Source organism: Streptomyces sp. NBC_00028, assembly GCF_045041065.1.
In the GTDB taxonomy this organism is placed as follows: domain Bacteria; phylum Actinomycetota; class Actinomycetes; order Streptomycetales; family Streptomycetaceae; genus Streptomyces.
This window is the reverse complement of sequence record NZ_CP108293.1, coordinates 9,287,994-9,311,154: the sequence shown is the minus strand read 5'-3', so window position 1 is coordinate 9,311,154 and position 23,161 is coordinate 9,287,994. Positions and strand designations below refer to the sequence as shown.

Sequence of the window (23,161 nt, the reverse complement as noted above, 5' to 3'; positions counted from 1 at the left end):
CCCTGTACCCACAGAAGGAGAACTCATGACCATCGAGGCGACCGCCACCGACCTCCAGGCCTTCACCGAGAGCTGGCTGGAGTGGTACCGCGCCCAGGAGGCCCGGCTCGCCGCGCCGCACGGGTTCCTGGCCATCACCGGCCTGCACTGGCTCGACGACCGGCCCCAGCGCTTCCCCGACGCGCCCGGCACCTGGCGCACCGGCCCCGAGGGCGTCGTCGTCACCCTCGACGAGGGAGAGGAACTGGTCGTCGACGGCACTGCCGTGCGCGGCGAGCACCGCTTCGGCGTGCTGCCCGAGCGCGGCGGCGTCGACGCGGTGTGGGGCGACGCCGTCATCGAGGTCGCCAAGCGCGGCGGCAACGACATCGTCCGGCCCCGGCACCCGGACGCCGAACTGCGCACGGCCTTCACCGGCACCCCGGCCTACGCCCCCGACCCGCGCTGGGTCGTGCGGGGCCGCTACCTCCCCTTCGACGTGCCGCGTCCGACGACCGTGGGAGCCGCGGTGGAGGGCCTTGAGCACGTGTACGACGCCCCGGGCCGGATCGAGTTCGAGCTGGAGGGGCGTGAACTGTCCCTGACCGCGTTCCCCGGGCATGCCGAGGGCACCCTGTCGGTGCTGTTCACCGACACCACGTCCGGCGTCACCACCTACGCCGCCAACCGCGCCCTGACCGTGGGGCCGACCGCCGCCGACGGCACGGTGACCCTGGACTTCAACCGGGCCGCGAACCTTCCCTGCGCCTACACGGACCTCGCCACCTGCCCGCTGCCGCCGGCCGAGAACCGGCTGCCGGTGGCGATCGAGGCGGGACTGAAGATCCCGCGCGAGCGCGGCGGCGTCTGATATCCGGCCGTCCGGCCCGTCGGTGGCTCCTGGGGCCGTCCGGCGCCCGTCGGTAGCCCCTTGCCCTCGTCGAGACCACCAAGAATCGAGGACCGCCGCCCATGCCCACCCCCGCCCTCACCTCACTGGCCTTCCTCACCCCGGGCAACTTCGCCGACGACGACCCGCACACCGGTCTGGAGGAGACGCTCGCTCTGTTCGAGTACGGCGAGCGGCTCGGCTTCGACGGGGCCTGGATCCGCCAGCGCCACCTGGAACACGGCGTCGGCTCGGCCGCCGTGTTCCTCGCCGCGGCCGGACAGCGCACCGAACGCATCGAGCTGGGCAGCGCCGTCATCCCCATCGGCTACGAGAACCCCTTCCGCCTCGCCGAGGACCTCGCCCTGGCCGACGTCCTGTCCCGAGGGCGGCTCCAGATCGGCTTCAGCACCGGGATGCCGCACGCCGACCTCCTCGGGGACCTCGTCCACGACGGGGACTGGCGACGCCTCGACCTGTCGTACGGCAGGATCGCCCGCGTCCTCGCCCACCTGGGCGGCGACTATCTCGGCGGCCCGGACACGGTCATCCACTCGCCGGGCAACGTCCAGCGCCCGCGGCTTCAGCCGCACAACCCGGGGCTGGCCCGGCGCATCTGGTACGGCGGCGGAAGCCTGCGTTCGGCGCGCTGGGCGGCGGAGCAGGGCCTGAGCCTGCTGACCGGCAACATCGTCACCGGCGAGGGCACGGACGACTTCACCACGGCCCAGCTGAACCTGCTGGCCGAGTACCGGCGCACCCCGGCGGTCCAGGCCGCGGACCGTCCGGTGCGGGTGGCGCTGGGCCGGGTGATCGTGCCCGTCGACAGCGCCGACGCGGCGGGGCGGGCCCGCTACCGCGCCTACGCGGCGAGCCGCCACGAACGTACCCTGGCGCCGCAGGGCCCGAAGCGGACGTTGTTCGCCCCGGACGTGGTCGGAACCGCCGACCAGATCCTGGAGCAGCTGACCGCCGATCCCGTCCTCGGTGAGGTCTCGGAGCTGCGGCTGGAGCTGCCGTACGAGTTCCACCGGGAGGAGTACGAGCAGATCCTGCACGACGTACGGCACCTGATCGCACCGGAGCTGGGATGGCGGGCCGCCTCGACGGCGGTGCCGGCGACGGTCTGACCTCATCGCCAAGCCCCCTGGCGGGCCGTGGGTGCCGGATGATCAGGGGATGCGTCCGCTCAAGCACGGCTACACCAACCGCACCGTCACCGATGGCGCCGTCGTGACGAAGACCTACGCAGGACCGGGCGCCGACCTCCGGTTACAGGGCGAGCACCGGCTGCTGACCCGGCTTCAGGGGCGGCTGCCCGTGCCGCCGGTACGGGCGGTCGACACGCGGACCCTGACGCTCGGCTTCATGGCGGGCGTACCCGGTCAGGAACTCCTGGAGGAGCAGCCGGCGGCGGTGCTCACGAGCTGCGGCGAGATGCTGCGCCGCATCCACGCGATCCCGCCTGACGTGCCGGCGGCGGGCGGGGTGCTGGTGCACGGTGACTTCGGTCCGCAGAACGTGCTGCTCGATCCCGGTACCTTCGCCGTCACCGCGGTGGTCGACTGGGAGTTCGCCCACGTCGGCGATCCGGTCGAGGATCTGACGTGGTGCGAGTGGATCGTACGGATGCACCACCCACACCACCGCCATCACCTCCCCGCGTTCTTCCGGGCGTACGACGCCCAGGTGCCGCCCTGGCCGGTCCGCAGGCGCGCGATGCTGGACCGGTGCGAGGCGCTGCGCCGCTTCTGCTCGGACGGGGAGCCGGACGGTCCGGGGGAACGGCTGTGGCAGGAGCGCACCACGCTGACCAGCGGCTGGCGGGAGTGAGCGGTAAATCCTTTGAGGCGGCTGATGATCCCTCCTAGGTTGGCCCGCGTGACGTTCCAGGTGCCCTATCAGTCGCTGCCGGTCGATCAGTCGGACGTCCGCTATGTCCACGGTCCCGACTCGGTGGTCCAGGCCGGCGTGCCGGCCGGCGAGACGATCGCGTTCGACTGGCGCGACAGCACGGTCTACCCGGGCACGACCCGCAGGTTCTGGGTTCATGTGCCCGCCCGGTACGACCCCGCGCAGCCCGCGTCGCTGATGGTGTTCCAGGACGGGTGGTGGTACCTGGACCCCGAAGGAGAGGTCCGAGGCGGGATCGTCCTGGACAACCTCGTCCACAGCGGCGACATCCCGGTCACCATCGGCGTGTTCGTCGACCCCGGCGTCTTCCCCGGCGCAGAGCATCCCAAGAACCGCAACACCGAGTACGACGCGTTCGACGACCGGTACGTGGGTTTCCTCCTGGACGAGATCATCCCGGAGGTGACGCGGCGCTACACCATCGCCGAGGACCCGGACCGGTGGGGTATCTGCGGCGGCAGCAGCGGCGGCAACTGCGCCTTCACCGCGGCGTGGCTGCGCCCGGACCGGTTCCGCCGCGTCATCGGCTATCTGTCGAGCTTCCCGCAGATGCCGGGCGGCAACCCCTACCCCGAACTCATCCCCGGCGTCCCGCGCAAACCGCTGCGTGTCTTCCTCCAGGCGGGCCACCGCGACCTGCGCTGGAACGAGCCCGAGGGCAACTGGCTCGCCGACAACCTGCGCGTCGCCGCCGCACTCGCGGAGGCGGGTTACGACTTCCGCCTCGTCCTGGGCGACGGCGGCCACAGCCCCAACCACGGCGGAGTCCTGCTCCCCGACGCCCTGCGCTGGCTGTGGCGATCCGACCACTGACGACGACCTGCGTCATCGCTCCGCCCGCTCGGACAGCCGGACGCCCCGATCGGGTCAGCTCCGCTCGACGCCCCGGGGCACCGCGCCTTGACTGGGCTCGACGGCGCGGCGCACAGGTGGGAGGCGCGATGGCGTGGACGGCGCGTCTGGAGCGTCTGCGCGACCGCGCCGAGCAGCGGTTCCCCGTCGTGAGCGAACTGACGGGCCGGCTGCTGACCGCGAATCTGCTGGACGCCGGGACCAGGCTCGCGGCTCAGGCGTTCCTGGCCGCGGTGCCGCTGCTGTTCGCGCTCGCCGCCTTCGCCCCGCTCGGCGTGCGCGAGCAGTTGCGGGAGTCACTGCGCGCCATGTTCGGTCTCACCGGCCGGTCGGATCTCGAACTCCAGCAGGTACTGGGCCAGTCCGTCGACGACAGTCTGCGCGAGACCACGGGCGCCCTCGGGCTGGTGGTGGCGCTGGTCTCCGCCACCAGTTTCAGCCGGGCCATGGCCCGGGTCTGCGAGCGGGCCTGGCGGCTGCCGAGGGCGGGGACCAGGGTCGCGGCATGGCGCTGGCTGGTGTGGCTGCTCGTGCTGATGCTGGTCGTCCTGCTCCAGAGCCCCCTGCGCACCGGCTTCGGCCTGGGCGGATGGCTGGGGATCCCGCTCTACTTCCTGGTGAGCACGGGCGTGTGGCTGTGGACGCAGCGTCTGCTGCTGGCCGGGCGCGTCCCCTGGCTGCCGCTGCTGCCCGGAGCGGTGCTGGCCTCGGCCGCGACCAGCGCCCTGGGCCTGACCGCCCGCCTCTACATGCCCGGCGCGCTCAACCGCACCCTGGAGGATTACGGTTCGCTCGGCCTGGTCCTGACGCTGCTGTCCTGGCTGATCCTGCTGTGCGCGACGATCACCTTCGCGGTGACGATCGGCGCCGTGCTGGCGGGGGAACCGCCACTCGACCGGTTCCTGTGGCGCGACGGCTCCCCTCCTGGCCGTCCGTGAGGGTGTTCAGTCGAGGCAGAACTCGTTGCCCTCGACGTCCTGCATGGTGATGCAGGACTCGTTGACGCCATCGGCGCGCAGCAGTTGGACGCGCACCGCGCCGAGCGCGACCAGCCGTGCGCACTCGGCCTCGAGCACGGCCAAACGCTCCTCCCCCACGAGCCCGGTGCCGACCCGTACGTCGAGATGCACCCGGTTCTTGACGACCTTGCCCTCGGGAACGCGCTGGAAGTACAGGCGCGGGCCCGCACCGGAGGGATCACTGCAGGCGAACCACGTGTCGCGGTCCTCCGGGGCCTGGGCGTCGTTGAACTCGTCCCAGCCGGCGAACCCCGCCGGTGGCGGTGGTGGCACGTACCCCAGCACCTCGCACCAGAAGCGGGCGACGCGTTGGGGCGACGCGCAGTCGAAGGTGATCTGGACCTGCTTGATCGTTGACATCGGCGCACCTTAGCAAGCGCGGCCGGTGCCGTCGGGTTCGGTCTGCAGATGGAGGGAGTCCACCAGGCGGAGTCGGGTGTCAGCGGGTGACAAGGCGGGCCTCCGTGGAAATGAAGTCGAAGTGCACGCCGTCGAGGCCGTTGCCGACGCCGAGGTGGACTCCGGCGGCGCCCTCGTTGAGGAGGCAGTTCAGGCTCCCGTCGACGCGGGCGGGGTCGAGGTGCCCGGTGGAGTGCTCGTCGGGGAGGAGTTCCGTGCGGGTGCGGCTGGAGAGTTGGAGGACTTCGGGGAGACGCAGGGTGAGGTCCGTTCCCGGTCCGTGCATGCCGATTTCCTCGCGGGCCGGCAACAGCCGTGCGATGACTTTCCGGTTGGCCGCGACCGCGCAGGTCGAGGCGGGGCGGCAGTCTGCCGTAGTCGAGGGGGACGGCGACGGCGCGCGGCGGCGGCCGGTCGCGGCCGGAGAGCACCGCGTCGAAGGTGGCGGCGGGCAGTCCCCGCTCCGCGAGCCACTCGGCCAACTCCGGGTCGTCGGTGAGGAATCCGGCGGCCTGGTCGCCGAACACGGCGCGGCCTCCCGGGCCCGCTCGCGGTCGTCCGGTACCAGTGCGGCCAGACAGGGGCAGGACGGGATGTCACCGAGGTGGTTCTTGAGGATCGTCCCCGCCGCGCGCCGCACCCCGCTGTCGCCGGGGCCGACGCCAGGGGTACTGGCGCCGGCCCTCCGGGAAGGTCAGATGCCGTTGTAGATGATCGCCATGATGGGCTTGGGGGCCTGGTTCTCCAGACCCATTCCCGTCTCTACCTCCGGGTGAGCGGCTACCGGCCTCACACCCGTTTCACACCCAGATGGTCGGCCAGGCGGTGTGCCTGGGCCAGCAGTGTTCCGTAGGTGACCAGCGCGTCGGGGTCGTCCGGTGCGGCGCCCGGGAGCTGTTGGCGCAGGGTGTCGAGGGTGCGTCGCAGGTCCGCGGCGGCTTCGTCCAGTGCCGTGGCGGCCCTCTCGTCGGGGCCGTGCGCGGCGAACCGGTACCGGCCGTAGAGGTGGACGGCGCGTGCCGTGTCGCGGAGGAAGTCGGCGTAGGCGCCGGTGACGCCCGCGGCCGGCTCGGCCGTCGTGCCCTCGGCCACCTCCCGCACGGTGCGGGTCACGCCCGCCGTGTGGACGGCGACGTAGTCCAGCACGGCCAGCGCGTCGTCGTACGTCGTGCCGTGCGGGGCGGCGCCGCGGCGGCGGGAGCGCAGGAGATTGCCCCTGAGGCTCTCCTCGCTCCAGCCGATCGCCGACCTCGCCTGGTCGACCAGGCGTCCCAGGCGCAGGGCGCGCTCGTGCCACCGGCCGGCCTCGTGATCGTCCCACGCGGCGTCGGTGAGCCCGTCCGCGACCGCGTCGAGGATGTCCCGCGCCTCGTCGGCGGCCTCCGCCAGGGCGGCGCGCGTGTCCCGCAGGTACGTCGGGGGCCTGACCAGCGCGTTGACCGCCACCCCGACCACCGCGCCGAACACCGCCTCGCTCAGCCGCGCCGCCGCCCCGGCGAGCGTGACCGGACCGCTCGTCAGGACGAACAGTGCCCCGGTCGCGCCGAAGACGCCCTGGCTCCCCAGCCGCCGCCACTGTCCCAGCAGCAGCACCACCGGCAGGACGAGGGCCATCGTGACCATCGCGTCCCCCAGCAGCATCGCCGTGGCGGTCGCCACCACCGTGCCGACGGCGATCGCCGCGAGCTGCTGCAAGCCGTGCGCGACCGACCGATACACCGTCGACTCCACCAGCGCGACCGCCACCCACGGCGCCACGAACGCCATCGGGGCCGCCAGCCACCAGCCCGCCACGGCCCACGCCACCCAGGCCGCCAGCGCCGCCTTGCAGGCCTGCGCGACCATGTCCCGTTCCCGCCCCGGGCCCGCCCACGCCCGCCGTACGGCATGCGCCGCGGCCCCGGCTCGCCATCTGACCGCCCGGAACGTCCTGCCGATCCACTCCATGGCACACCAAGTGCCACGTCTGGCCCGAGACGCACCTTCGAGATCTCGCGCGCGGCCCCAAGGCGGAGTGCGGGGGTCCGGTTCCGGGGCCGGTGCGGGGGTGGCTCCGGCACGGCCCCGCGCGCGAGGATGCTTCCTCGGGCCTTTGAGAGCCGGTGAGCATCGAGGGAGCCTCGGGATGGGTTCACACGCGGCGCGGCACCACCACAAAAAGGGACTTCTGATCTCCTCCGCGGTCGTGCTGACCGCGGCCGGACTGCTGGGGCTCCCCCGCGCGGACGGGGCGCCCTCGGCGGACGGGGCCGCCGACGCCTGCCGCACCACGAGCGTGCGCCTGCCCCGTGGTGACTGCGGGCCCTTCTGGCAGGTGCTCGCGGAGGACTTCAACGGTGACGAGGTGCCGCTGGGCGCGTTCAGCGACTGCGAGCACCACGTCGACACGTCCGCGGCCTACTGCGGGGGTCTGAGCGGCGCGTACCGCGACAACTGGTGGGCGTATCCGACCGGTTGGCGCGACACCGCCAACAGCCGGGACCGGGACGTGGTCGGTGTCTACCACCCCGAGGACACCGTGAGCGTCGGCCCCGCCGCCGACGGCGACGGACGGATGACCATCCGCATGTGGCGGCCCGCCGACGGCGGCCCCGTACACGCCGCCGCAGTGGTTCCACGGGCCGTGATGGAGATGGCGTACGGCAAGTACAGCGCGCGCATCAAGGTGACGAAGGCGGCTCCCGGCTACAAGTCCGCCTGGCTGCACTACGGCGGTGGCTGCGAGATGGACCATCCAGAGGGCGAGTGGACCGGGTCGCTGACGGCCTTCCATCATCCCTGCGGTGGCGGAGAGCAGGGCTCCTTCCCGGGCGCTGACGACTGGACCGAGTGGCACACCGTCTCCACGGAGTGGACGCCGGGACACGTCCGCTTCTTCGTCGACGGCCGGCAGATCGGGCAGGACACCCGCGAGGTCCCCGACCAGCCCCTGTCCTGGGTGTTGCAGAACGAGAGCGCGCTCGAAGGCCCCGGGGCCGCGCCGGGCAGCAGCGCACAGCTCGACATCACCTGGGTCGCGGCGTACGCCTACGACTGGAAGGCGTAGCGGCTCACGGCAGCGGATCGAGGACCGGGTTGGTCAGGTGCTGGTAGATGATCGACGTGCGGAAGCCGACGATCTCGCGGCGGTCGGTGAACTGGTCCAGGAGGAAGGCGTGCAGGTGGTCGATGTCCTGGGCGGTGACATGGACGAGGAAGTCGTCGCTGCCGGCCATGGTGTAGACGGAGACGACTTCCGGGAGCCGGGTCACCGACTGCTCGAACGCGGCCACGACATCGCGGCGCAGCGGCCGGATCTGCGTGGCGACCATCGCCTGGACCGGCCGGTTGAGCGCGCGCAGGGAGACCTGCGCCCGGAACCCCTCGATGACGCCGCGCCGCTGGAGCAGCCGGGTGCGTTCCAGACAGGTGGAGGGCGCGATGCCGACCTTCTCGGCGAGCGCGCGGTTGGAGAGCCGGCCGTCCACCTGCAGATGGTGCACGATCGCCGAATCAACTTCGTCCATGGCTGCCTCCACGCGTCGCATTCCGAATTTCCTTCGGCCGAAGGCCGGTTGGGCCGTGCACGAGCCTAGCTTCGGCTCCATGAGCCAAGCATTCACCCATGAAGAGGTCGTCGTCCGCCGCGGTGCCCGGTCCGGGCTGCCGATCATCGTCGCCGTCCACTCACGGGCGCTGGGACCGGCCGTCGGCGGGTGCCGGATGCGCCGTTACGACACCTGGCGGGACGGACTCGCCGACGCCCTGCGCCTGTCGGAGGCCATGACCTACAAAGCGGCCGTGGCCGGACTGGACTTCGGCGGCGGCAAGAGCGTGATCGTCCTCGGCCGGGACACCGACCTCACCCCGGACCTGCGCGAGGCCGCGCTCGAAGACCTCGGTGAACTGGTCGCCTCCTGGCAGGGGTCGTACCGGACCGGCCCCGACATCGGCACCGGGCCACGGGACATGATGGTCCTGAGGCGGTTCACGCCGTACGCGTACTGCGCGCCCGAGGAGCACGGCGGGACCGGCGACTCCGGCGCCCCCACCGCCACCGGGGTACTGGCCGCCCTGCACGCCGGTGCCCGGCATGTCTTCGGCGACGCGTCCTGCGCCGGCCGCACGGTGGTCGTCAGCGGCTTCGGATCGGTCGGGGGCGGCGTCGCGGCCGGGCTGGCCGCCGAGGGGGCTCGGGTGCTGGTGTCGGACGTGGCGCCGGCCCGCAAGGACGCCGCGCTGGCCGCCGGGTTCGGCTGGGTCGAGCCCGACGAGGCGCTGTCCGTACCGGCCGACATCCTCGTCCCGGCGGCCGTGGGCGGGGTCCTGAGCGAGCAGAGCGTGCCCCGGCTCGCCGCGCCCCTGGTCGTAGGCCCCGCGAACAACCAGCTCACCGAGGAGTCCGTCGCCGACGCCCTCGCCCGGCACGGTGCCGTGTGGATCCCGGACTACGTCGCGAGCGCGGGCGGCATCGTCTACACGCTCGCCCGGGAAGCGGACCGCTGCGGCCACGAGGCGGCGTACCGGCGCGTGGAGGGGATCGGCGACACCGTCAGCCACGTCCTCGAGCTGGCCCGCTCGACGGGCGTGACCCCGCTACGGGCCGCCCGGGAGCTCGCCGAGGCCCGCCTGACGAAGGCGGGGGCGGTGAACTCCCCGGCCACGCCCCGGCGTTGACCGGGGAGGCCGGGAAGTCACGCCACAGTCACCGGATGCCGGACCACGGCGTCGAAGAGATAGCCCTGGGTGTTCGCCACGGCCGTGTCCGGCTGGGTGCGGCCCGCGCTGTCCGTGGCGCGGGCGAGCAGGCTGTACGAGCCCGGCGCCGGCGGACGCCAGTCGGTGGACCAGCGGACCCAGCCGTCGCGGTGGGCGGTGTCGTGCAGCCGCGCCCGCCGCCACCGCGTCCCGCCGTCCGTGCTGACGTCGACCCGCACGATGCCGCCGGCCCCGGACCAGGAGCGGCCCGTGAGCCGGTGCTCCTGCCCGGCGGCGAGTCCGGCGCCCCAGGCGAGTTCCCAGGCGCTCTTGACGGTCTGCCGGGTCAGCGGGGCGCTGCCGCCCGGGGGGTAGGCGTCGCCGAACAGCCGGTAGAAGTCGGTGTTCCAGGGCGAGTACAGCGGCTGCGCCGACACCTCGATGTCGCCGACCCACTTGATCGAGGCGATCCCGATCCAGGAGGGCACGAGGACCCGTACGGGATGGCCGTGGTCGTACGGCAGTGGCTCGCCGTTCATCTCGTACGCCAGCAGCACGTCGTCCAGCGCCTTGGACAGCGGCAGGGGGCGGCGGACCCGGCCGAGGTTGGTGCCGTCGGCGGTCACGTAGTCGGCGTCCAGACCACGGGGCAGCACGTCGACGGCGGCGCGGCTGAGGCCCGCGCGGTGGAGCACGTCGGCGAGGCGCACGCCACGCCACCGGGCGGTGCCGATCGCGCCCAGGGTCCAGGCGGTGCCGGTGACGGTCTGGCCCTGCTGGGAGGTGAAGAGGCTGCGCCCGTTGCCCGCGCACTCCACGAACGCCGTGCGGGTGACGGCGGGCAGCCGCTTCAGGTCGTCGAGGGTGAACTCCACGCCGCGGCCGTGCACCAGCCCGTCGCCGTGCACGGTCAGGGTCCAGTCGGCGGCGTCGAGGACCGGGGTGGAGGTGTGGTTGCGGACGAAGAAGCGCTCGACGGGCGTGTGATAGCCGGTGTCCGCCAGCGCGGCGAACCGCGTCTCCGCGTTGGTGCCGCGCACGGTGAACCAGTCGTCCGGCAACGGTTTGACGATCCCCGGTGAAGTCGCCGCCGCGGCAGGGGTGTTGAGCCCGGCGGGGACGGCGAGGGCACCGCCGGCCGCGGCGAGCAGCCGCAGCATGTCCCGCCGTGAGACTCCGTCCGCGCGGGCCTCGCCGGCCAGCCACTGCCGGAGTCTGCGACGGTCGTAGGCGGATTCGGGTGTGCGCATGGAGGTGTGCCCTTTCACGGGAACGGCCAGGACGGAAGCAGGACGGAAGCAGGAGCGCGACTGAAGAAAAGGCGTGACGAAGTGCCAACCGGCCTGTTCGGCCCGGTCGTTACACGGGGAAGATCAACAACAGCCGAGCGAGAGAAGCGCGCGGGACCGCTGAACGGCGGGGCGGCGTCGGCTGAGGACCATGCGAACCATCGTACGAGGAAACAGACGGCCTCGTCTCGGACTTCGGCTCCGGTTCCGGTTCCGGCTCGGGCTCCGGTGTCCTCCTGCTCAGTCCTCCTGGTCGTCCGGCGACGGTAGCCGGTCCTCCCGTACGACGTGCATGGCCGCCTCCTCGGCGCCCGCCGCGCCGCCGTCGATGCCCTCGTCCTCGGCGACCAGCTCCTTGGTGGTGTCCTCGCGCACGCCCTCGTCCGGCGCCAGCAGCCGGCCGGCGCGGTCTTCCCCGGCCTCCGGGTCGAGCGGTTCGCCCTCTCCTTCCGGTACGTCGCCGATCCCGTCCCCGGCCGGTTCCGTCACCTCGGGGACCTCCTGGCGCAGCCGGTCGTCGAGGGACTCCCCCTCCCGCTGCTCGGCCGCCGTGGTGCCCGGCTTCGTCACCCCGAGCGGCTTCTCCGGCGGCGAGTAGCCCTCGTCCAGCATGTCGTCGTAGGTGCGCTCGTCCACCGCGTCCTGAAGATCCAGCGGAGCGGCGTCCTCCTGTTCCTCGTTGCCGCCCGTGGGCTGGTGAACGTCGTCCGCCATGTACTCATCGCTCATGATCGCCTCCGGGACGTGCTGGGTCTTTCCGTCTGCGGGGAGTACCGAGTACCCAGGGCGTCACACCTGCTCCGCGACGGGAGACCTCCGTGTGGTCCCTCTCGGTGGCGACGGCGGTGGCGGACAGCAGGGTCGCCGCGGCGAGGCTTCCCCACAGGGCGGCCGGGCCGTGCGGGGCCAGGGCGGTGATGACGGCCGGGGAGACGGCGAGGCCGAGGCCCGTGGAGAGTTCGAAGCGGGCGAGAGTGCGTCCCAGGGCGTGCTCCGGGGCGAGAACGGTCACGAGTGCGGTGGCGCTGCCCGCGTAGACGATCTCACCGAGCGTGCAGAGCACCGAGACCGCGGCGACGGCGGGGGCGCCCCAGCCGTGGTCCAGTGAGGTGGCCGCGAGGAAGCCCAGGTAGGACCCGGTGAGGACCACGCCCGCCAGCGCCAGCACGGTGCGCCGGGAGTAGCGGGACAGCAGGACGGTCGTGGGGACCTGGAGCGTGACCACCAGCACCGTGTTGGCCACGAAGACGGCCGCCGGCCACACCGGGGTGGCGTGCAGCTGGGTCACCAGGACCAGGGGCAGCGCGATCTCGGGGACGTTGAGGCAGAAGACGTAGATCACGTTGGCGGCCAGCAGGGCGCGCATCCGGGGCGCGGGCTGCGCGGGGGCCGATCGGGTCGGAGCCTGGCCTCGGGCCACGGTCGGACGGGCGTGCAGGTGGACCGACCAGGCCAGGGCCGCCGCGATCAGATAGGCGAGCCCGGTGACCGCCGCCAGCGATCGCAGTGCGGTGGTGCCGCCCGCCAGGCAGGCGGTGGCGATGAGCGCGCCCACGCCCAGGCCGGCGTTGCGCAGGGCGCGGCCCGCCGCGAGAGCGGCGTCGCGGTCCCGGCCCTGGGCGACGGTGGCCACGAGCGCGGCGTGGGCGGCCGGCCAGGACTGGTTGCCGACGCCGAGGAAGAGCGCCGCCGCCGCGAAGGACTGGACGTGCCCCGCCGGGGTCGCCAGCAGCAGCGCCACGCCCAGTACCCGTACCAGCATCGACGCCGCCACGACCGTGCTGCGCGCACCCCGGTCCAGCCATCGGCCCACCGCGGGCAGGCACCCAAGCCCTACGACGATGCCGACCGTCATGGCGACGCCGGTGGCCGGCGCGGACAGCCTCAGCACGGTCACCCCGTACAGCAGCAGAAAGGGCCGCAGCAGGCCGGTGCCAAGAGCGTCCACGGCGAGTGCGACGGCGTAGCGGGGGCCGCCGGAGGCACGGACGAGAGCGCGGGGGCGGATCTTGGGGGTGGTTGCCATGGAGTGAAAGGTGCGGCCGACCGCCCGCTCCGCCATGTCGGTTGACGGATACCGTCAACCGGCGCCGTCACCGCCCGGCCGACCGGTGAGAATGAGGGGTGACGTTGAGGATCGACATCAGCGGGCTGCCCTCCGAACGGCTGCGGTTCGCCGCCTCGCCGCTGGCCGAACTGACCGCGATGCTGCATGTGCTGGCCGAGCCCGGCCACCATCCGCAGTTCGCCGACTGGGCCGGTGAGGTCTGGGCCGGGCTGCGGCCGGAGCTCGCCGAGCGGCTCAGGGAGGCGGAGTTCCTCTGGCGTTCCTCACAGGCGGACTTCCTGATCCCCGCCCGGCCCAGGCCGACCCTCGCCGAGGAGCTGGACGCCGTCGACCTGATCGACGACGAGACCTATGTGACCGCCGCGCTCGTCACCACCTGCGGGAGCAGCCGGGTCCGTTTCCCCGGCGTCTCACCGCTCACCGACCCGACGGCGCGTGAGCGGGCCCTGGACGTCGCGCAGGCCCGCGGCGCTCTACAAGAGGCGTTCGCGGAACGGCTGCTCGCGGACCCGGCCGCGGTCCGGGCACGGGTGCGCCACACCCTTGAGGAGTGCGCCGAGGCGTTCTTCGACGGCGCCTGGGCGGGTGTCGCCGTACAACTCGCCGCCGATCTGCGGCTCAAGAACGAACTGCTCAGGCGTCAGGGCGTCGAAGCGGCCCTCGCCTCGGTCTCCGGCGCGATCACCCTGGCAGCGGACGGCGACTGCATCATCGTGGACAAGGTGCAGGACAAGGCGACCACCGCCCGCGAGGCCGGGGTCACCTTCATCCCCAGCGTCTTCGGCCGTCCGCACCTGGTGGCGGTCCACGCGCCCGGGTGGCATCCGGTGGTGCAGTACCCCGTCGCCGCACCGGGTCCGGCCGAGCCCGTCTCCCTGGAGACGGTCACCCTCCGGCTGGAGGCCCTCGCACATCCGGTGCGACTGCGGCTGCTGCGCACGCTGGCCCGCGGCCCGCACACCACCAGCGAGCTGGCCCACTTCTGGGACCTGTCACGCCCGGAGGTCTCCCGGCACCTCGCCGTCCTGCGCCGCGCGGGCCTGCTCACGGCCCGCCGGCAGGGCCGCTACGTCCGCCACACCCTCAGCCTGCCCGACCTGACGGCCCTCGGCACCGATCTGCTGGCGGCGGTACTGCGCTGACCATGCTGAACGCCCCGGATCGCATATGAGGGTGCTGTGAATTTCCGAGGCGGTTGAACACAGGTCGCTCCGCATCCGTATGGGGCCGGGGGATTTCCATGCCCGGAACGGACGACACGCGCAGGAGTACTTCCGTGGGACGCAGCAAGCGCAGACGACCGACAGGTGCACGGCGGGCGACCTTCGCCGCCGTGGCTCTCATGCTGGGAGGTGGCGGCCTGGTGGCCGCGAACGTGTACGCGTCCGCCACCGAGGACACCTCTCCGACGACCCTGTCGTCCGACGACGGTTGGGGAGCGGGCACGATCGACTGCCCGGACGTGGGCGACGCGCTGACCAGCGTCCCCGACGACGCGAGGGCGGACGTCGACAAGGAACTCGCCCAGCTGGACCAGCAGACGGCGCAGGCCTACCAGGCGTTGCAGAACCCTGCGGTCCAGGGCCGGGAGGCCGCCCAGAGCCAGATCGTGGACCCGCTCTCCGAGAACCGGGCCTCGACGATCGAGCGCATAGCCGCCGCCCTCGACCGCACGGGTGAACGCCCCGAAGGCCTGGACAAGTTGGCCACGTGCACGCTGCGCGAACCCGAAGCCCAGGCCACCGGTGGGGAGAACGGGGACCAGGCGGGCCAGGAAGGTCAGGCAGGCCAAGAAGGTCAGGGCGACCAAGGCGGCGGCCAGGACGGCCAGGACGGTCAACAGCAGGGCAACGGCGGCCAGTCCGGCAACGGACCCGTCGCCGCCGACTACGCCGACATCACGACCGCACCGCCCGCCGCGCAGGCCCCGAACCCCGGCGCCGACGCCTCCAGCGGCACCTTCGTCACCAGCTGCGGGGTGAACGCCAACGGCCTGTTCAACTCGGACAACGTGATCGTGGCCCCCGGCGTCTCCAACGGCGCCCACCACTTCCACGACTACGTCGGCAACCAGGCCAACAACGCCTTCGCCGACGACAACGAACTGGCCGCCGGCGACACCAGTTGCGTCGACAAGGGCGACAAGTCCTCCTACTACTGGCCCGTCGTGCGCCTGCAGAACGGCACCCAGGAGCAGGACGCGGGCGCCCCGGGCGGCGGCATCGAGGGCAACGCGGGCGAGATCGTCACGCCCAAGGAGGTCACCCTCACCTTTGTCGGCAGCCCCAACAGCAAGGTCACGGCCATGCCACGGCTGCTGCGCATCATCACCGGCGACGCCAAGGCGTTCGTCAACGGCACCGCCAACGCCAACGCGTCCTGGAGCTGCACCGGGTTCGAGGACCGCCAGTTGAAGGACAAGTACCCGCTGTGCCCGCAGGGCAGTGACGTGGTCCGGACGTTCAAGTTCCAGAGCTGCTGGGACGGTCGCAACATCGACAGCGCCAACCACCGCACCCATGTGGCCTTCGCCCAGCTCGACGGCGCCTGCCCGGCCGGCTTCCGGGCCATCCCGCAACTCGTCCAGCGGATCGTCTACGACATCGACGCACCGAGCCTTCAGGACGGCGGCCGCACCACGCCGCTGTTCGCCGTGGACGCCTTCCCCGAGCAACTCCACAAGCCCGTCACCGACCACGGCGACTTCATCAACGTCTTCGACGAGGACCTGATGACCAAGATGGTCGGCTGCATCAACGACGGCCGGCAGTGCGGCGCGGGTGACGCGGGCAACGGTGGCGGCGAGAACGGCGGGGGCGAGGAGCCCGGAAACGGCGGGGGCGACAACGGCGGAGGCGAGGAGCCCGGAAACGGCGGGGGCGACAACGGCAACGGCGGCGGTGACACCGGCGACGGCAACGGCTCGGACGACGGCGCCACCCAGGAGCCGGGGTCCGGCGGGGACAACACCACCGCCCCTGCGCCTGGTTCCGGCGGCGACAACAACGGCGGCTCCGATGACAACGGCGGCTCCGACGACGAGCCCCAGGAGCAGCCGACCGCGACCGCCGAAGAGCCGGCCGCCGAGGAGCCGACCGCTGCCGAGAGCACCGCGCCCGGCGCCGACCAGCCGAAGACGTACACCTCGCCCTCCGCCACACAGCGGCCCGCCACACAGTCCCCCGAGGACGACAGCGACCCCGCCGCCTCCCAGACCGTGTCGCCCGGTGTCGTGACGCAGCCTCCGGCGGAGTCCCAGACCGAGCCGCAGGGCGGCGGGGGCAGCCTCGCCGAGACCGGCACCCAGCTGTGGCCCGCCGCGGCGGGAGCGGTGCTCCTGATCTCCGGGTTCGTGCTCCTGCGACGCACCAGGCGCCGTTACATGTGAGGTTTCAGTCGTCGACCGGCACACTGAGCGACGCGGGGACGATATCCGAGTGCGGGCAGGCCGCGGGAGCTGGCACAGTCGCCGGCATGACCTTGATGGACGTGCTCACCGGCTTCGCCCGCACCGGCCGGATCGGGCCCCTGGAGTGCGGAATGCCCCTGACCGAGGCCGAGGATCTCCTCGGTCCGGGGCGTCCGCATCCGGCCATCCGTCTGAAGGGGCCCGACATCGACGGCTACCCGTACGCCTGGGGAGGGCTCAACCTGTACGTCACCCGGCGTGCGGTGAGCGGCATCTCGATCAATCTGTGCCCCGGATCGACCGCCCATCTGCCCGAACTCGTCCTGCCCGACGCGGAGTCGTACACGTCCACCGTTGACCGTGAGCAACTGCTCGCGGCGCTGGATGCCGTGGGCTGTGAGCGCCACCTCAATGACAGGCTCACCTTCGGCAAGCAGTCCAGCATCCTCACCCGGCCCGCCGACGTGTACGCGGTCTTCGGCCTCCGCGGCCGGGACGACCAGGTGCCGCACCCGGGCCGCCACTACCTCCTGGCGATGTACAAGCACACCGCCTGACCGCGCCGGGGGCACGCTCTCACTTACTGTCTCGACCGACGTGTCTCGACCTGGCTGAAACCGCACGCCCCCGCACGGCCCCCGCAGAGCGTCACTGACCCCGCCCGCAGCCTCCCGCGCACGCGCTCGTCCCCGCCTCCGCGATCCTCTGTCGAGGCATGGAATCCGGCCTGCGGAACCGATTGTCAGTGATCGCCGCTAACGTTCCTCGCATCGTCGCACTGGCGCCGGGATGTCCCCGGTTGAACTGTGCTTTCTTCTTGCTGTCTTGTTGCGGAAGGCGGGGACTCGTGGGTTGGCTCTCGGCGGGTGACGGGTATGAAGTCGCCCTGGTGGACGGGCGGGTGGCGGCGCGTGCCACCTCGGGGCGGGCGGCGGGGCGGCAGTTGAAGTCGCTGCCGCGCGCACTGCGTGACCACCCGGAGGTGGACCGGCTGCGGCGGTTCGCCGAATGGCTGGATCGGCACGCCACGGCCTGTGTCGCACAGGTCGACGCCTGGATGGTGTCGTCGCTGCCCGTGCCCACCGGTCTGCTGGCCCGGGTGTGGCCGGACGAGGCCTGGCAGTCCGCGCTGCGGGACATGGCCGTGGTGGGTGACGACCCGGACGAGGTCGGGTTCCTGCGGGGGGCCACCGAGGACGGCGAGCTGCGGGTGGTGAACCTGGACGGCGAGACCGTACGGCTGTCGCCGCGCACGGTGACCCTGCCGCACCCGGTGCTGCTGCCGGACCTGGAGGACATCCGGGAGTTCGCGGCCGAGTTGGGGATCGTCCAGCGCGTCGAGCAGATCCACCGCGCGACCTGGCAGCGGCCCGCCGACCTCGATCCGAAGGCCACCGAGATACGCGAGTTCACCGGCGGCTCCTTCCGCTCCCGCTTCGCCCTCGCCGCCCGCGCGAGCTCGCTGGGCTACCGCGTCTCCGGGGGCTACTCCACGGCCCGGGTGCGCGACGGCGGGCGCACCGTCGAGGCCTCGGTGTGGATCGGGGAGCCGTACTGGGAGGACACGGTGGAGACCGGCAGCCTCACCTGGCAGGACCAGGACGGGCGGGCCCTGCCGTTGCGGGAGGTGGGGCCGGTGGCCTGGTCCGAGGGGATGCGGATGGCCGCGGCGCTGTACGCGGGGCGCGTGATCGAGGAAGGCAAGAACGCATGAGCGGGGGGACGCAGGTGTCGTACGAGGAACTGCTGTCGGCGGGCGCGGTGTTGCCGCCGGACGTCGAGGGGGCCGGCGAGCGCGCGGTGCCGCTGACGGCGCGCACCTATCGCCACCCGGGGCTCGACGACCGTGTGGTGGTGCGCCTGGTCGCCGGTGAACTGGGCGCGGCCGAGGACCTGGCCGCCGGGTTCCTCGGTATGGAGCAGGACGCCGAGCCGGCCGTCGTGGGGCTGGGGCTGCGCCAGTCGCTGGGCTTCCCTGAGTGGGTGCTGGTGCACCACCCCGAGGACGGCCACCACGCCCTGGGCGTCGTACCGGATCTGGAGCGCGCGGCCCGGCAGGCGAAGTCCCGGCCGAAGGCCGCCCTGGACGCCTATCTGGAGCTCGGTCAGCGGTTGGCCGCGGCGGTGCCGCACTTCCTGCCCACGTTCTACGAGCAGGCCGGGCGGGTGTTCCTGGCCGAGGAGAACGCCACCTACGCCGCCCAGTTGTTCACCCGCGCCCGCAAGGCCGAGGCGGAGCACGGGCTGACGGTGGAGGAGGAGCGCCTGGACGCGGTGTTCCTGGAGTTCGCGCTGGCCGGTGCGCTGCCGGTCAAGGTGCTGTCCGCGTACGGCAAGGAGCTGGCCGCGCGCGTGTCGCCGCAGGAGGCGCTGCGCCGCTTCACCCGGCTGTGTCTGCGCCGTACCGCGGGTGGTCTGCCGCCGTCCGCCCAGATGGCGAACGACCTGCGCCGGCTCGCCCGCGCCGCGGGTCAGGACGCTGACCGCGCGGAGCAGGACTACCTGGCCGAGCTGCTGAGCCTGCCGGCGACGCTGCGCGCGGCGGCCGGCTGGTGGAAGGGGCATCGGACGGCCCTGGTGGCGCTGGCGGAGCGGGAACGACGGGTGCGGGGCGTGCTGCTGGACATGCTGCCCGCCGGCGCGGACCGTGAGCTGCCCGCGATGTGGCTCCAGGTGCTGGAGGCGTCCGGGGCGACGGCGGGGCTGTGCGACGGTGCGCTGCCCGCGGAGGAGCGGCCGGGTGACGGCACGGCGGGCTGGCTGGAGCGCTTCCTGGCGTTCCGCGAGCGGGCCCGGTCCTGGCGCGAGTCCACCCGGATGCCGGAGCTGTATCCGCTGGTGGAGCGGGCCGCGGACCGGCTGCGCGCCGAACTCGGTGCGTCCGGTGGCGCGTTGAGGGTGCTGCACGACATCGACCTGATCGATCTGCTGCTGTCGCTGGACGTGCCGGTGGCCGCTCCCGGCAAGGGCGAGTATCTGCCGCTGATGGCGTGGGCCATGGGCGAGGGGCAGCGGGAGCTGGTGCTGTTCGGCGCCGACGTCCGGTTCCGGGACGCCTTCCTGCAGGGTGCCGACCGGTTCCAGAACAGCGACCAGGGCCTGCGGGCCATCCGCCTGCTGGCGGCCTCCCCCGGCGGCCGCCCCTGGCTGGCGGAGTGGGTGAGCTCGGTCGTGGGGCAGTTCACCGCGGTCGGTCTGCCGGGGCTGCCGAACGCGCTGAACCGGCTGGGCTGGCTGCCCGCCGAGGCGCTGGCGCTGGCGGAGGACGACGTCCGGGCCGCGGTCGGCACGGACCTCGCGCCGGTGCTGGCCCGCACCCTGCGGGCCGGGCTCTTCGACGAACTCGGCTGGCCCGCCTGGGAGGAGGCGACGGCCGCGCTCGTGCCCAAGGACCGGGTGGAGGACGTCATCGTCGCCGACGCCTGGCCCCACCTCGTCGTGGCGGGAGGCGCCCAGGCCCGGGTGATCGGCGCCGACGGCACCCTGCTCACCCACGACCTGCGGCTGCCCGCGAACGACGTGGCGGGCGACCCGGGCTTCCACCACGTCGACGGCGAACTCCTCGTCTACTGGAACTCCCGCAAGGACGGCCTGCGCGGCTACTGGCACTCCCGGGCCGACCGCGTCGAATCCCTCCAGGGCTCCCACCGCACCCGCGGCACCGAGATGGACTGGTACCGGGGCGACTTCCCGATCACGCTGCCCCTGGCGGATGGCGGCCGGACCACCGGTCGCGGCGTCCTGCACGCGGGCGACACCACACTGCCCGACGAACGGCCGCTGCTCTTCGACGGTTCCTCGTACTGGGTCTGGCACGCGGACTCCGAGGACCAGGAGGCGCGCGGCTGGTACGAGTACGACCCGGCCACCAACGAACGCGGCCGCATGAGCAGGCCCGCCTTCCTGGCCGACGCGCTGCGTGACGCGCCCGAGGGCAGCCGCTACGCGGGCGGCAGGCTGCGCCCCGCCCCCACCGCCGGACCCACCCCGGTCTGCACACCGGTGAACGGGCTGACCGGCCTGCGGGTGGTGGAGCTGCCGGACGGTTCCCGGCGAGCCGAGGATCTCGCCGGGCACACGGTCACCGTGCCCGCACAGGCGGGCCGCCCGACCGCGGTCGTCATGTTCCCCGGCGCCGAGCGGGCCACCGCCGTGGTGCGCAACAACTGGCAGCTCGAACTGGTCGACGCCGACGGTGTCGTGACCGCCTGGGGCAAGACCGACCGCACCCCCGGAGTCTTCGGCGAGGGCACGCTGCTGCTGCCGCCCGTGCAGTACTGGGAGTGCCTGACCGCGCGCGACCCGGAGGGCTCCAAGGCGCTGCGGGCCATGGAACCGGAGACGGCCGCGGCCCTGCTCGCCGCCGCGGCGGACAACGACGAGAAGGCCCTGCCCGACGCGGTCCGGGCGCTCCTTCCCGTCACGCACGAGGCACTCGTGAAGGGCATCGCCGGAGTCGCGCGCTACGCGGCGGGACAGCAGGCCGTGCTGGACGCGGCGGCGACCCGGCTCACCCGTGCCCTCGCAGGCGACATGGAGGACGAGGGTCCGGCCGGCCCGGCGGACACTCTGCTCCTGGAGGCGACGAACGGACTGGGCACCTCGCGGGGTTACTGGTGGAACGGCGACTCCGAGGCCGACACCGCCTTCCGCTCCCTGCGGGTCCTGGCCCGGGCCGCCGGGCTCACCGGGGCGGCGCTCCCCGAGCGGGCGGACGCCCGGCTCCACCTCGACGGTCACCCGTTGCCCACCGGCCAGCCCGACCTGGAGTCGCTGCTGGAGCGGACGGCTTCCCTGGCCTACCGGGCGGCCTCCGGCACCACCACCGAGCAGCACCGTGAGGTACTGCGCACCCTGCTCGCCGAGTTCGACCGCCTCGGGCTGGTCCCGGCCGCGTCCGCCCACTGGCGCAAGGTGACCCTGCACGTGCCGGCGGCCCCGCTGCGCACACCCGCGGGCGACTGGCGCGGCGGCTCGTGGAACGGGCTGCTCCCGCTGGCCGACGGCGCCTTCCTCGCCGTCACCGGACGCCGCTCGCTGGAGGACGACGGCGGCACGTTCAGCGGTTACTTCCACGACCCAGCAGGCCGGTTCGACACGCCCGAGCCCTACCGGGCGCTGTCGTCGACGCCGCTCGGTGAAGGGTCGGACGCTGCCTGGCTCGGCGCCTTCCTGACCGAGCTGGCGGCACGCGGTCCCGCGCCCTGGTTCCCGGAGGCCGCCGAGGAGTTCGCCCGGCTGACCGGGGTGACCGACACGATGGCCCGGCTGGTCGTCGCCGGTCTGCCGGGGGTCGACGGCTACCAGCGGACCTTCCTGAGCACCGAGGCCCGCACCCACATCGGGGTGAAGGTCGCCCCGGCGGCGGTCGCCAAGGACGAGCTGAGGGGCGTCGACGGAGCGGTCCGGGCCGCGGTCGTCGGCGCGCTGCTGCCCGCCGAACCGGCCCGCCTGTGGACCGAGGGACCGGACGTGACCGCTGCCGCCGCCGTATGGAACGACAAGGTCGGCAAGCGGGTGGCCGTGCCCGAGGAACTGCTCAGCGACGCGGTCCGCGCCTTCCGGCACACGTCCTGGCCGGTGCGGCAGGCGCTGCCCGCGCTGCTGGACCCGTCCGCCTCCCCCCAGCTCAGCCGCGACCTGAAGTGGGCGGTCAGCGGCGACCGGGTACGGCCCGTCGGGGACGACAAGGACGGCTTCACGGCGGACACGCTGACCGGATCTGTCGGCCTCGTCTCCTGGCTCGCCCACCGGCTGCCCGCGGGCGACCCGGTCAGGGCCGCGCTGCCCCCGGCGCTCACCGCGCTGCGCGAACGGCTGGCCCACCCCGGGCTGATGCTCGACCTGGGCCGCTACATCAGCCTGCCCGACTTCCGGAAGACCGCGGGCACCCCCACGGAGACCGGCCCGGGCTTCGAACGGTACGGCGCGGTCGTCCTCGCCACCCATGACGACCAGCCCGCCCCGGGCCTGCGCGTCGACCTCCTCGACGAGGCCGGCCAGGACCCGTACCTGCCCGCGGTCCGCGTCGACGACCAGCGCCCCTACGCCGCCGAAGTGGCCCTGCGCCTGGTCCGCGACCAGGCGTTCGCGGCCCTCCTCGCCGACCCCGGTGAGCCGATCGCGGGCACCCGGGACAAGGACGGCACGTGGTGGCCGCAGGACCCGAGCCGCTCGGATCCCGAGCTGGTGACGGAGGCCGCCAAGGAGTACGGCCTCGGTGAGGACGCCGCCACGCTCTATCTGATGCTGCTCGCCATGCCCGACCCCACCGACCGGATGACGGCCCGCTGGACGGGCTGGAAGCCGGCTCGGCTCAAGGCTGCGCGCGCCGAGCTCGCCGCCGGCGACCTCGTGGTCGAGGCCACCCGGACCCGGGCCGGACGGTCCCTGTTCCTGCCGGGCGGCTGGGCCGAGCAGTCGGCGCCGCGCGTTCCGCTGGAGCGCTGGAAACTGCCGCTGTTCGGCGAGACGACCGCCGAGCACACGCCGTTCGGCCTCATCGTGCCGCTCGCACCGGCCGCGGACCTGTACCGCCGGGCCTGGCAGCGCGTCCAGGAGGGTGACGCTCCCCGGTTCGATGAGCTGAAGAAGGCGCGGCGCTCACGCCGCCGCTGACGTGACACCACACGGGACGCCGCTCGCCGGCGACACCTCACGGGGCGC

20 protein-coding genes are annotated in these 23,161 nt (G+C 73.1%); 13 read left to right on the top strand and 7 right to left on the bottom strand.

The window, feature by feature from the left end:
• Window positions 1-25: 25 nt before the first annotated feature.
• The 5 genes from OG885_RS42215 (at window position 26) to OG885_RS42195 (ending at window position 4,572) form a co-directional block, all read left to right on the top strand.
• Window positions 26-850, top strand: a complete 825-nt coding sequence (locus tag OG885_RS42215) for a DUF1684 domain-containing protein (RefSeq protein WP_405741839.1) — start codon at window positions 26-28, stop codon at window positions 848-850.
• A 101-nt stretch (window positions 851-951) separates the two neighbouring features.
• On the top strand, window positions 952-1,998 hold the full coding sequence (locus OG885_RS42210; protein ID WP_405741837.1) for an LLM class flavin-dependent oxidoreductase: 1,047 nt from the start codon (window positions 952-954) through the stop codon (window positions 1,996-1,998).
• Between the two features lie 49 nt (window positions 1,999-2,047).
• Window positions 2,048-2,701, top strand: a complete 654-nt coding sequence (locus OG885_RS42205; RefSeq protein ID WP_405741834.1) for a phosphotransferase family protein — start codon at window positions 2,048-2,050, stop codon at window positions 2,699-2,701.
• Between the two features lie 48 nt (window positions 2,702-2,749).
• Window positions 2,750-3,595, top strand: a complete 846-nt coding sequence (locus OG885_RS42200; RefSeq protein ID WP_405741831.1) for an alpha/beta hydrolase — start codon at window positions 2,750-2,752, stop codon at window positions 3,593-3,595.
• A gap of 128 nt (window positions 3,596-3,723) precedes the next feature.
• Complete coding sequence (locus tag OG885_RS42195) at window positions 3,724-4,572, top strand: YhjD/YihY/BrkB family envelope integrity protein (RefSeq protein WP_405741828.1); 849 nt, start codon at window positions 3,724-3,726, stop codon at window positions 4,570-4,572.
• Between the two features lie 6 nt (window positions 4,573-4,578).
• Here the strand turns inward: OG885_RS42195 and OG885_RS42190 are convergent, their stop codons facing one another.
• Entirely contained in the window at window positions 4,579-5,013 is a 435-nt protein-coding gene (locus OG885_RS42190; RefSeq protein ID WP_405741825.1) for a VOC family protein, read from the bottom strand.
• A gap of 79 nt (window positions 5,014-5,092) precedes the next feature.
• Window positions 5,093-5,338 carry a hypothetical protein gene (locus OG885_RS42185; RefSeq protein ID WP_405741822.1) on the bottom strand — a complete coding sequence of 82 codons (246 nt, stop codon included), beginning with the start codon at window positions 5,336-5,338 and terminating at the stop codon, window positions 5,093-5,095.
• On the opposite strand from OG885_RS42185, the gene OG885_RS42180 reads away from it, so the two are divergent.
• On the top strand, window positions 5,337-5,762 hold the full coding sequence (locus OG885_RS42180) for a hypothetical protein (RefSeq protein WP_405741819.1): 426 nt from the start codon (window positions 5,337-5,339) through the stop codon (window positions 5,760-5,762). The genes OG885_RS42185 and OG885_RS42180 overlap by 2 nt on opposite strands.
• A gap of 79 nt (window positions 5,763-5,841) precedes the next feature.
• On the opposite strand, the gene OG885_RS42175 is transcribed toward OG885_RS42180, so the two are convergent.
• On the bottom strand, window positions 5,842-6,999 hold the full coding sequence (locus OG885_RS42175) for an aromatic acid exporter family protein (RefSeq protein WP_405741817.1): 1,158 nt from the start codon (window positions 6,997-6,999) through the stop codon (window positions 5,842-5,844).
• A gap of 178 nt (window positions 7,000-7,177) precedes the next feature.
• Between OG885_RS42175 and OG885_RS42170 the strand changes: the two genes are divergently transcribed.
• On the top strand, window positions 7,178-8,098 hold the full coding sequence (locus tag OG885_RS42170) for a glycoside hydrolase family 16 protein (protein ID WP_405741815.1): 921 nt from the start codon (window positions 7,178-7,180) through the stop codon (window positions 8,096-8,098).
• 4 nt (window positions 8,099-8,102) lie between these two features.
• Here OG885_RS42170 and OG885_RS42165 read toward each other — a convergent pair whose 3' ends face one another.
• Window positions 8,103-8,558: an Lrp/AsnC family transcriptional regulator gene (locus OG885_RS42165; protein WP_399962355.1), complete on the bottom strand. Its 456-nt coding sequence runs from the start codon at window positions 8,556-8,558 to the stop codon at window positions 8,103-8,105.
• Window positions 8,559-8,637: 79 nt separating this feature from the next.
• On the opposite strand from OG885_RS42165, the gene OG885_RS42160 reads away from it, so the two are divergent.
• Window positions 8,638-9,708, top strand: coding sequence for a Glu/Leu/Phe/Val dehydrogenase dimerization domain-containing protein (locus tag OG885_RS42160; RefSeq protein WP_405741812.1), 1,071 nt, complete (start codon window positions 8,638-8,640; stop codon window positions 9,706-9,708).
• Between the two features lie 17 nt (window positions 9,709-9,725).
• Here the strand turns inward: OG885_RS42160 and OG885_RS42155 are convergent, their stop codons facing one another.
• The 3 genes from OG885_RS42155 to OG885_RS42145 form a co-directional block, all read right to left on the bottom strand.
• Window positions 9,726-10,979: a sulfite oxidase gene (locus OG885_RS42155; RefSeq protein WP_405741810.1), complete on the bottom strand. Its 1,254-nt coding sequence runs from the start codon at window positions 10,977-10,979 to the stop codon at window positions 9,726-9,728.
• A gap of 279 nt (window positions 10,980-11,258) precedes the next feature.
• A complete protein-coding gene (locus OG885_RS42150; protein ID WP_405741807.1) occupies window positions 11,259-11,747 on the bottom strand; it encodes a DUF5709 domain-containing protein in 489 nt (162 codons plus the stop codon).
• Window positions 11,737-13,044: an MFS transporter gene (locus OG885_RS42145; protein WP_405741804.1), complete on the bottom strand. Its 1,308-nt coding sequence runs from the start codon at window positions 13,042-13,044 to the stop codon at window positions 11,737-11,739. The genes OG885_RS42150 and OG885_RS42145 overlap by 11 nt, the downstream gene beginning before the upstream one ends.
• Before the next feature lie 98 nt (window positions 13,045-13,142).
• Between OG885_RS42145 and OG885_RS42140 the strand changes: the two genes are divergently transcribed.
• The 5 genes from OG885_RS42140 to OG885_RS42120 all read left to right on the top strand — a co-directional run bounded on the left by OG885_RS42140 (window position 13,143) and on the right by OG885_RS42120 (window position 23,113).
• Entirely contained in the window at window positions 13,143-14,228 is a 1,086-nt protein-coding gene (locus OG885_RS42140) for a DUF5937 family protein (RefSeq protein WP_405741801.1), read from the top strand.
• A gap of 200 nt (window positions 14,229-14,428) precedes the next feature.
• Window positions 14,429-16,474, top strand: a complete 2,046-nt coding sequence (locus tag OG885_RS42135) for a DUF1996 domain-containing protein (RefSeq protein WP_405743134.1) — start codon at window positions 14,429-14,431, stop codon at window positions 16,472-16,474.
• Between the two features lie 86 nt (window positions 16,475-16,560).
• Window positions 16,561-17,052: a hypothetical protein gene (locus OG885_RS42130; protein WP_405741799.1), complete on the top strand. Its 492-nt coding sequence runs from the start codon at window positions 16,561-16,563 to the stop codon at window positions 17,050-17,052.
• 290 nt (window positions 17,053-17,342) lie between these two features.
• Window positions 17,343-18,209 carry a DUF4132 domain-containing protein gene (locus tag OG885_RS42125; RefSeq protein ID WP_405741796.1) on the top strand — a complete coding sequence of 289 codons (867 nt, stop codon included), beginning with the start codon at window positions 17,343-17,345 and terminating at the stop codon, window positions 18,207-18,209.
• Window positions 18,206-23,113, top strand: a complete 4,908-nt coding sequence (locus OG885_RS42120) for a DNA-binding protein (protein ID WP_405741793.1) — start codon at window positions 18,206-18,208, stop codon at window positions 23,111-23,113. The genes OG885_RS42125 and OG885_RS42120 overlap by 4 nt, the downstream gene beginning before the upstream one ends.
• The last annotated feature ends 48 nt before the right edge of the window (window positions 23,114-23,161 follow it).

Coding starts and splice junctions, on each gene's coding strand:
- OG885_RS42215 (WP_405741839.1), top strand. CDS start 26: ATGACCATCGAGGCGACCGCCACCGACCTCCAGGCCTTCACCGAGAGC.
- OG885_RS42210 (WP_405741837.1), top strand. CDS start 952: ATGCCCACCCCCGCCCTCACCTCACTGGCCTTCCTCACCCCGGGCAAC.
- OG885_RS42205 (WP_405741834.1), top strand. CDS start 2,048: ATGCGTCCGCTCAAGCACGGCTACACCAACCGCACCGTCACCGATGGC.
- OG885_RS42195 (WP_405741828.1), top strand. CDS start 3,724: ATGGCGTGGACGGCGCGTCTGGAGCGTCTGCGCGACCGCGCCGAGCAG.
- OG885_RS42190 (WP_405741825.1), bottom strand. CDS start 5,013: ATGTCAACGATCAAGCAGGTCCAGATCACCTTCGACTGCGCGTCGCCC.
- OG885_RS42180 (WP_405741819.1), top strand. CDS start 5,337: ATGCCGATTTCCTCGCGGGCCGGCAACAGCCGTGCGATGACTTTCCGG.
- OG885_RS42185 (WP_405741822.1), bottom strand. CDS start 5,338: ATGCACGGACCGGGAACGGACCTCACCCTGCGTCTCCCCGAAGTCCTC.
- OG885_RS42175 (WP_405741817.1), bottom strand. CDS start 6,999: ATGGAGTGGATCGGCAGGACGTTCCGGGCGGTCAGATGGCGAGCCGGG.
- OG885_RS42170 (WP_405741815.1), top strand. CDS start 7,178: ATGGGTTCACACGCGGCGCGGCACCACCACAAAAAGGGACTTCTGATC.
- OG885_RS42165 (WP_399962355.1), bottom strand. CDS start 8,558: ATGGACGAAGTTGATTCGGCGATCGTGCACCATCTGCAGGTGGACGGC.
- OG885_RS42160 (WP_405741812.1), top strand. CDS start 8,638: ATGAGCCAAGCATTCACCCATGAAGAGGTCGTCGTCCGCCGCGGTGCC.
- OG885_RS42155 (WP_405741810.1), bottom strand. CDS start 10,979: ATGCGCACACCCGAATCCGCCTACGACCGTCGCAGACTCCGGCAGTGG.
- OG885_RS42150 (WP_405741807.1), bottom strand. CDS start 11,747: ATGAGCGATGAGTACATGGCGGACGACGTTCACCAGCCCACGGGCGGC.
- OG885_RS42145 (WP_405741804.1), bottom strand. CDS start 13,044: ATGGCAACCACCCCCAAGATCCGCCCCCGCGCTCTCGTCCGTGCCTCC.
- OG885_RS42135 (WP_405743134.1), top strand. CDS start 14,429: ATGCTGGGAGGTGGCGGCCTGGTGGCCGCGAACGTGTACGCGTCCGCC.
- OG885_RS42130 (WP_405741799.1), top strand. CDS start 16,561: ATGACCTTGATGGACGTGCTCACCGGCTTCGCCCGCACCGGCCGGATC.
- OG885_RS42120 (WP_405741793.1), top strand. CDS start 18,206: ATGAGCGGGGGGACGCAGGTGTCGTACGAGGAACTGCTGTCGGCGGGC.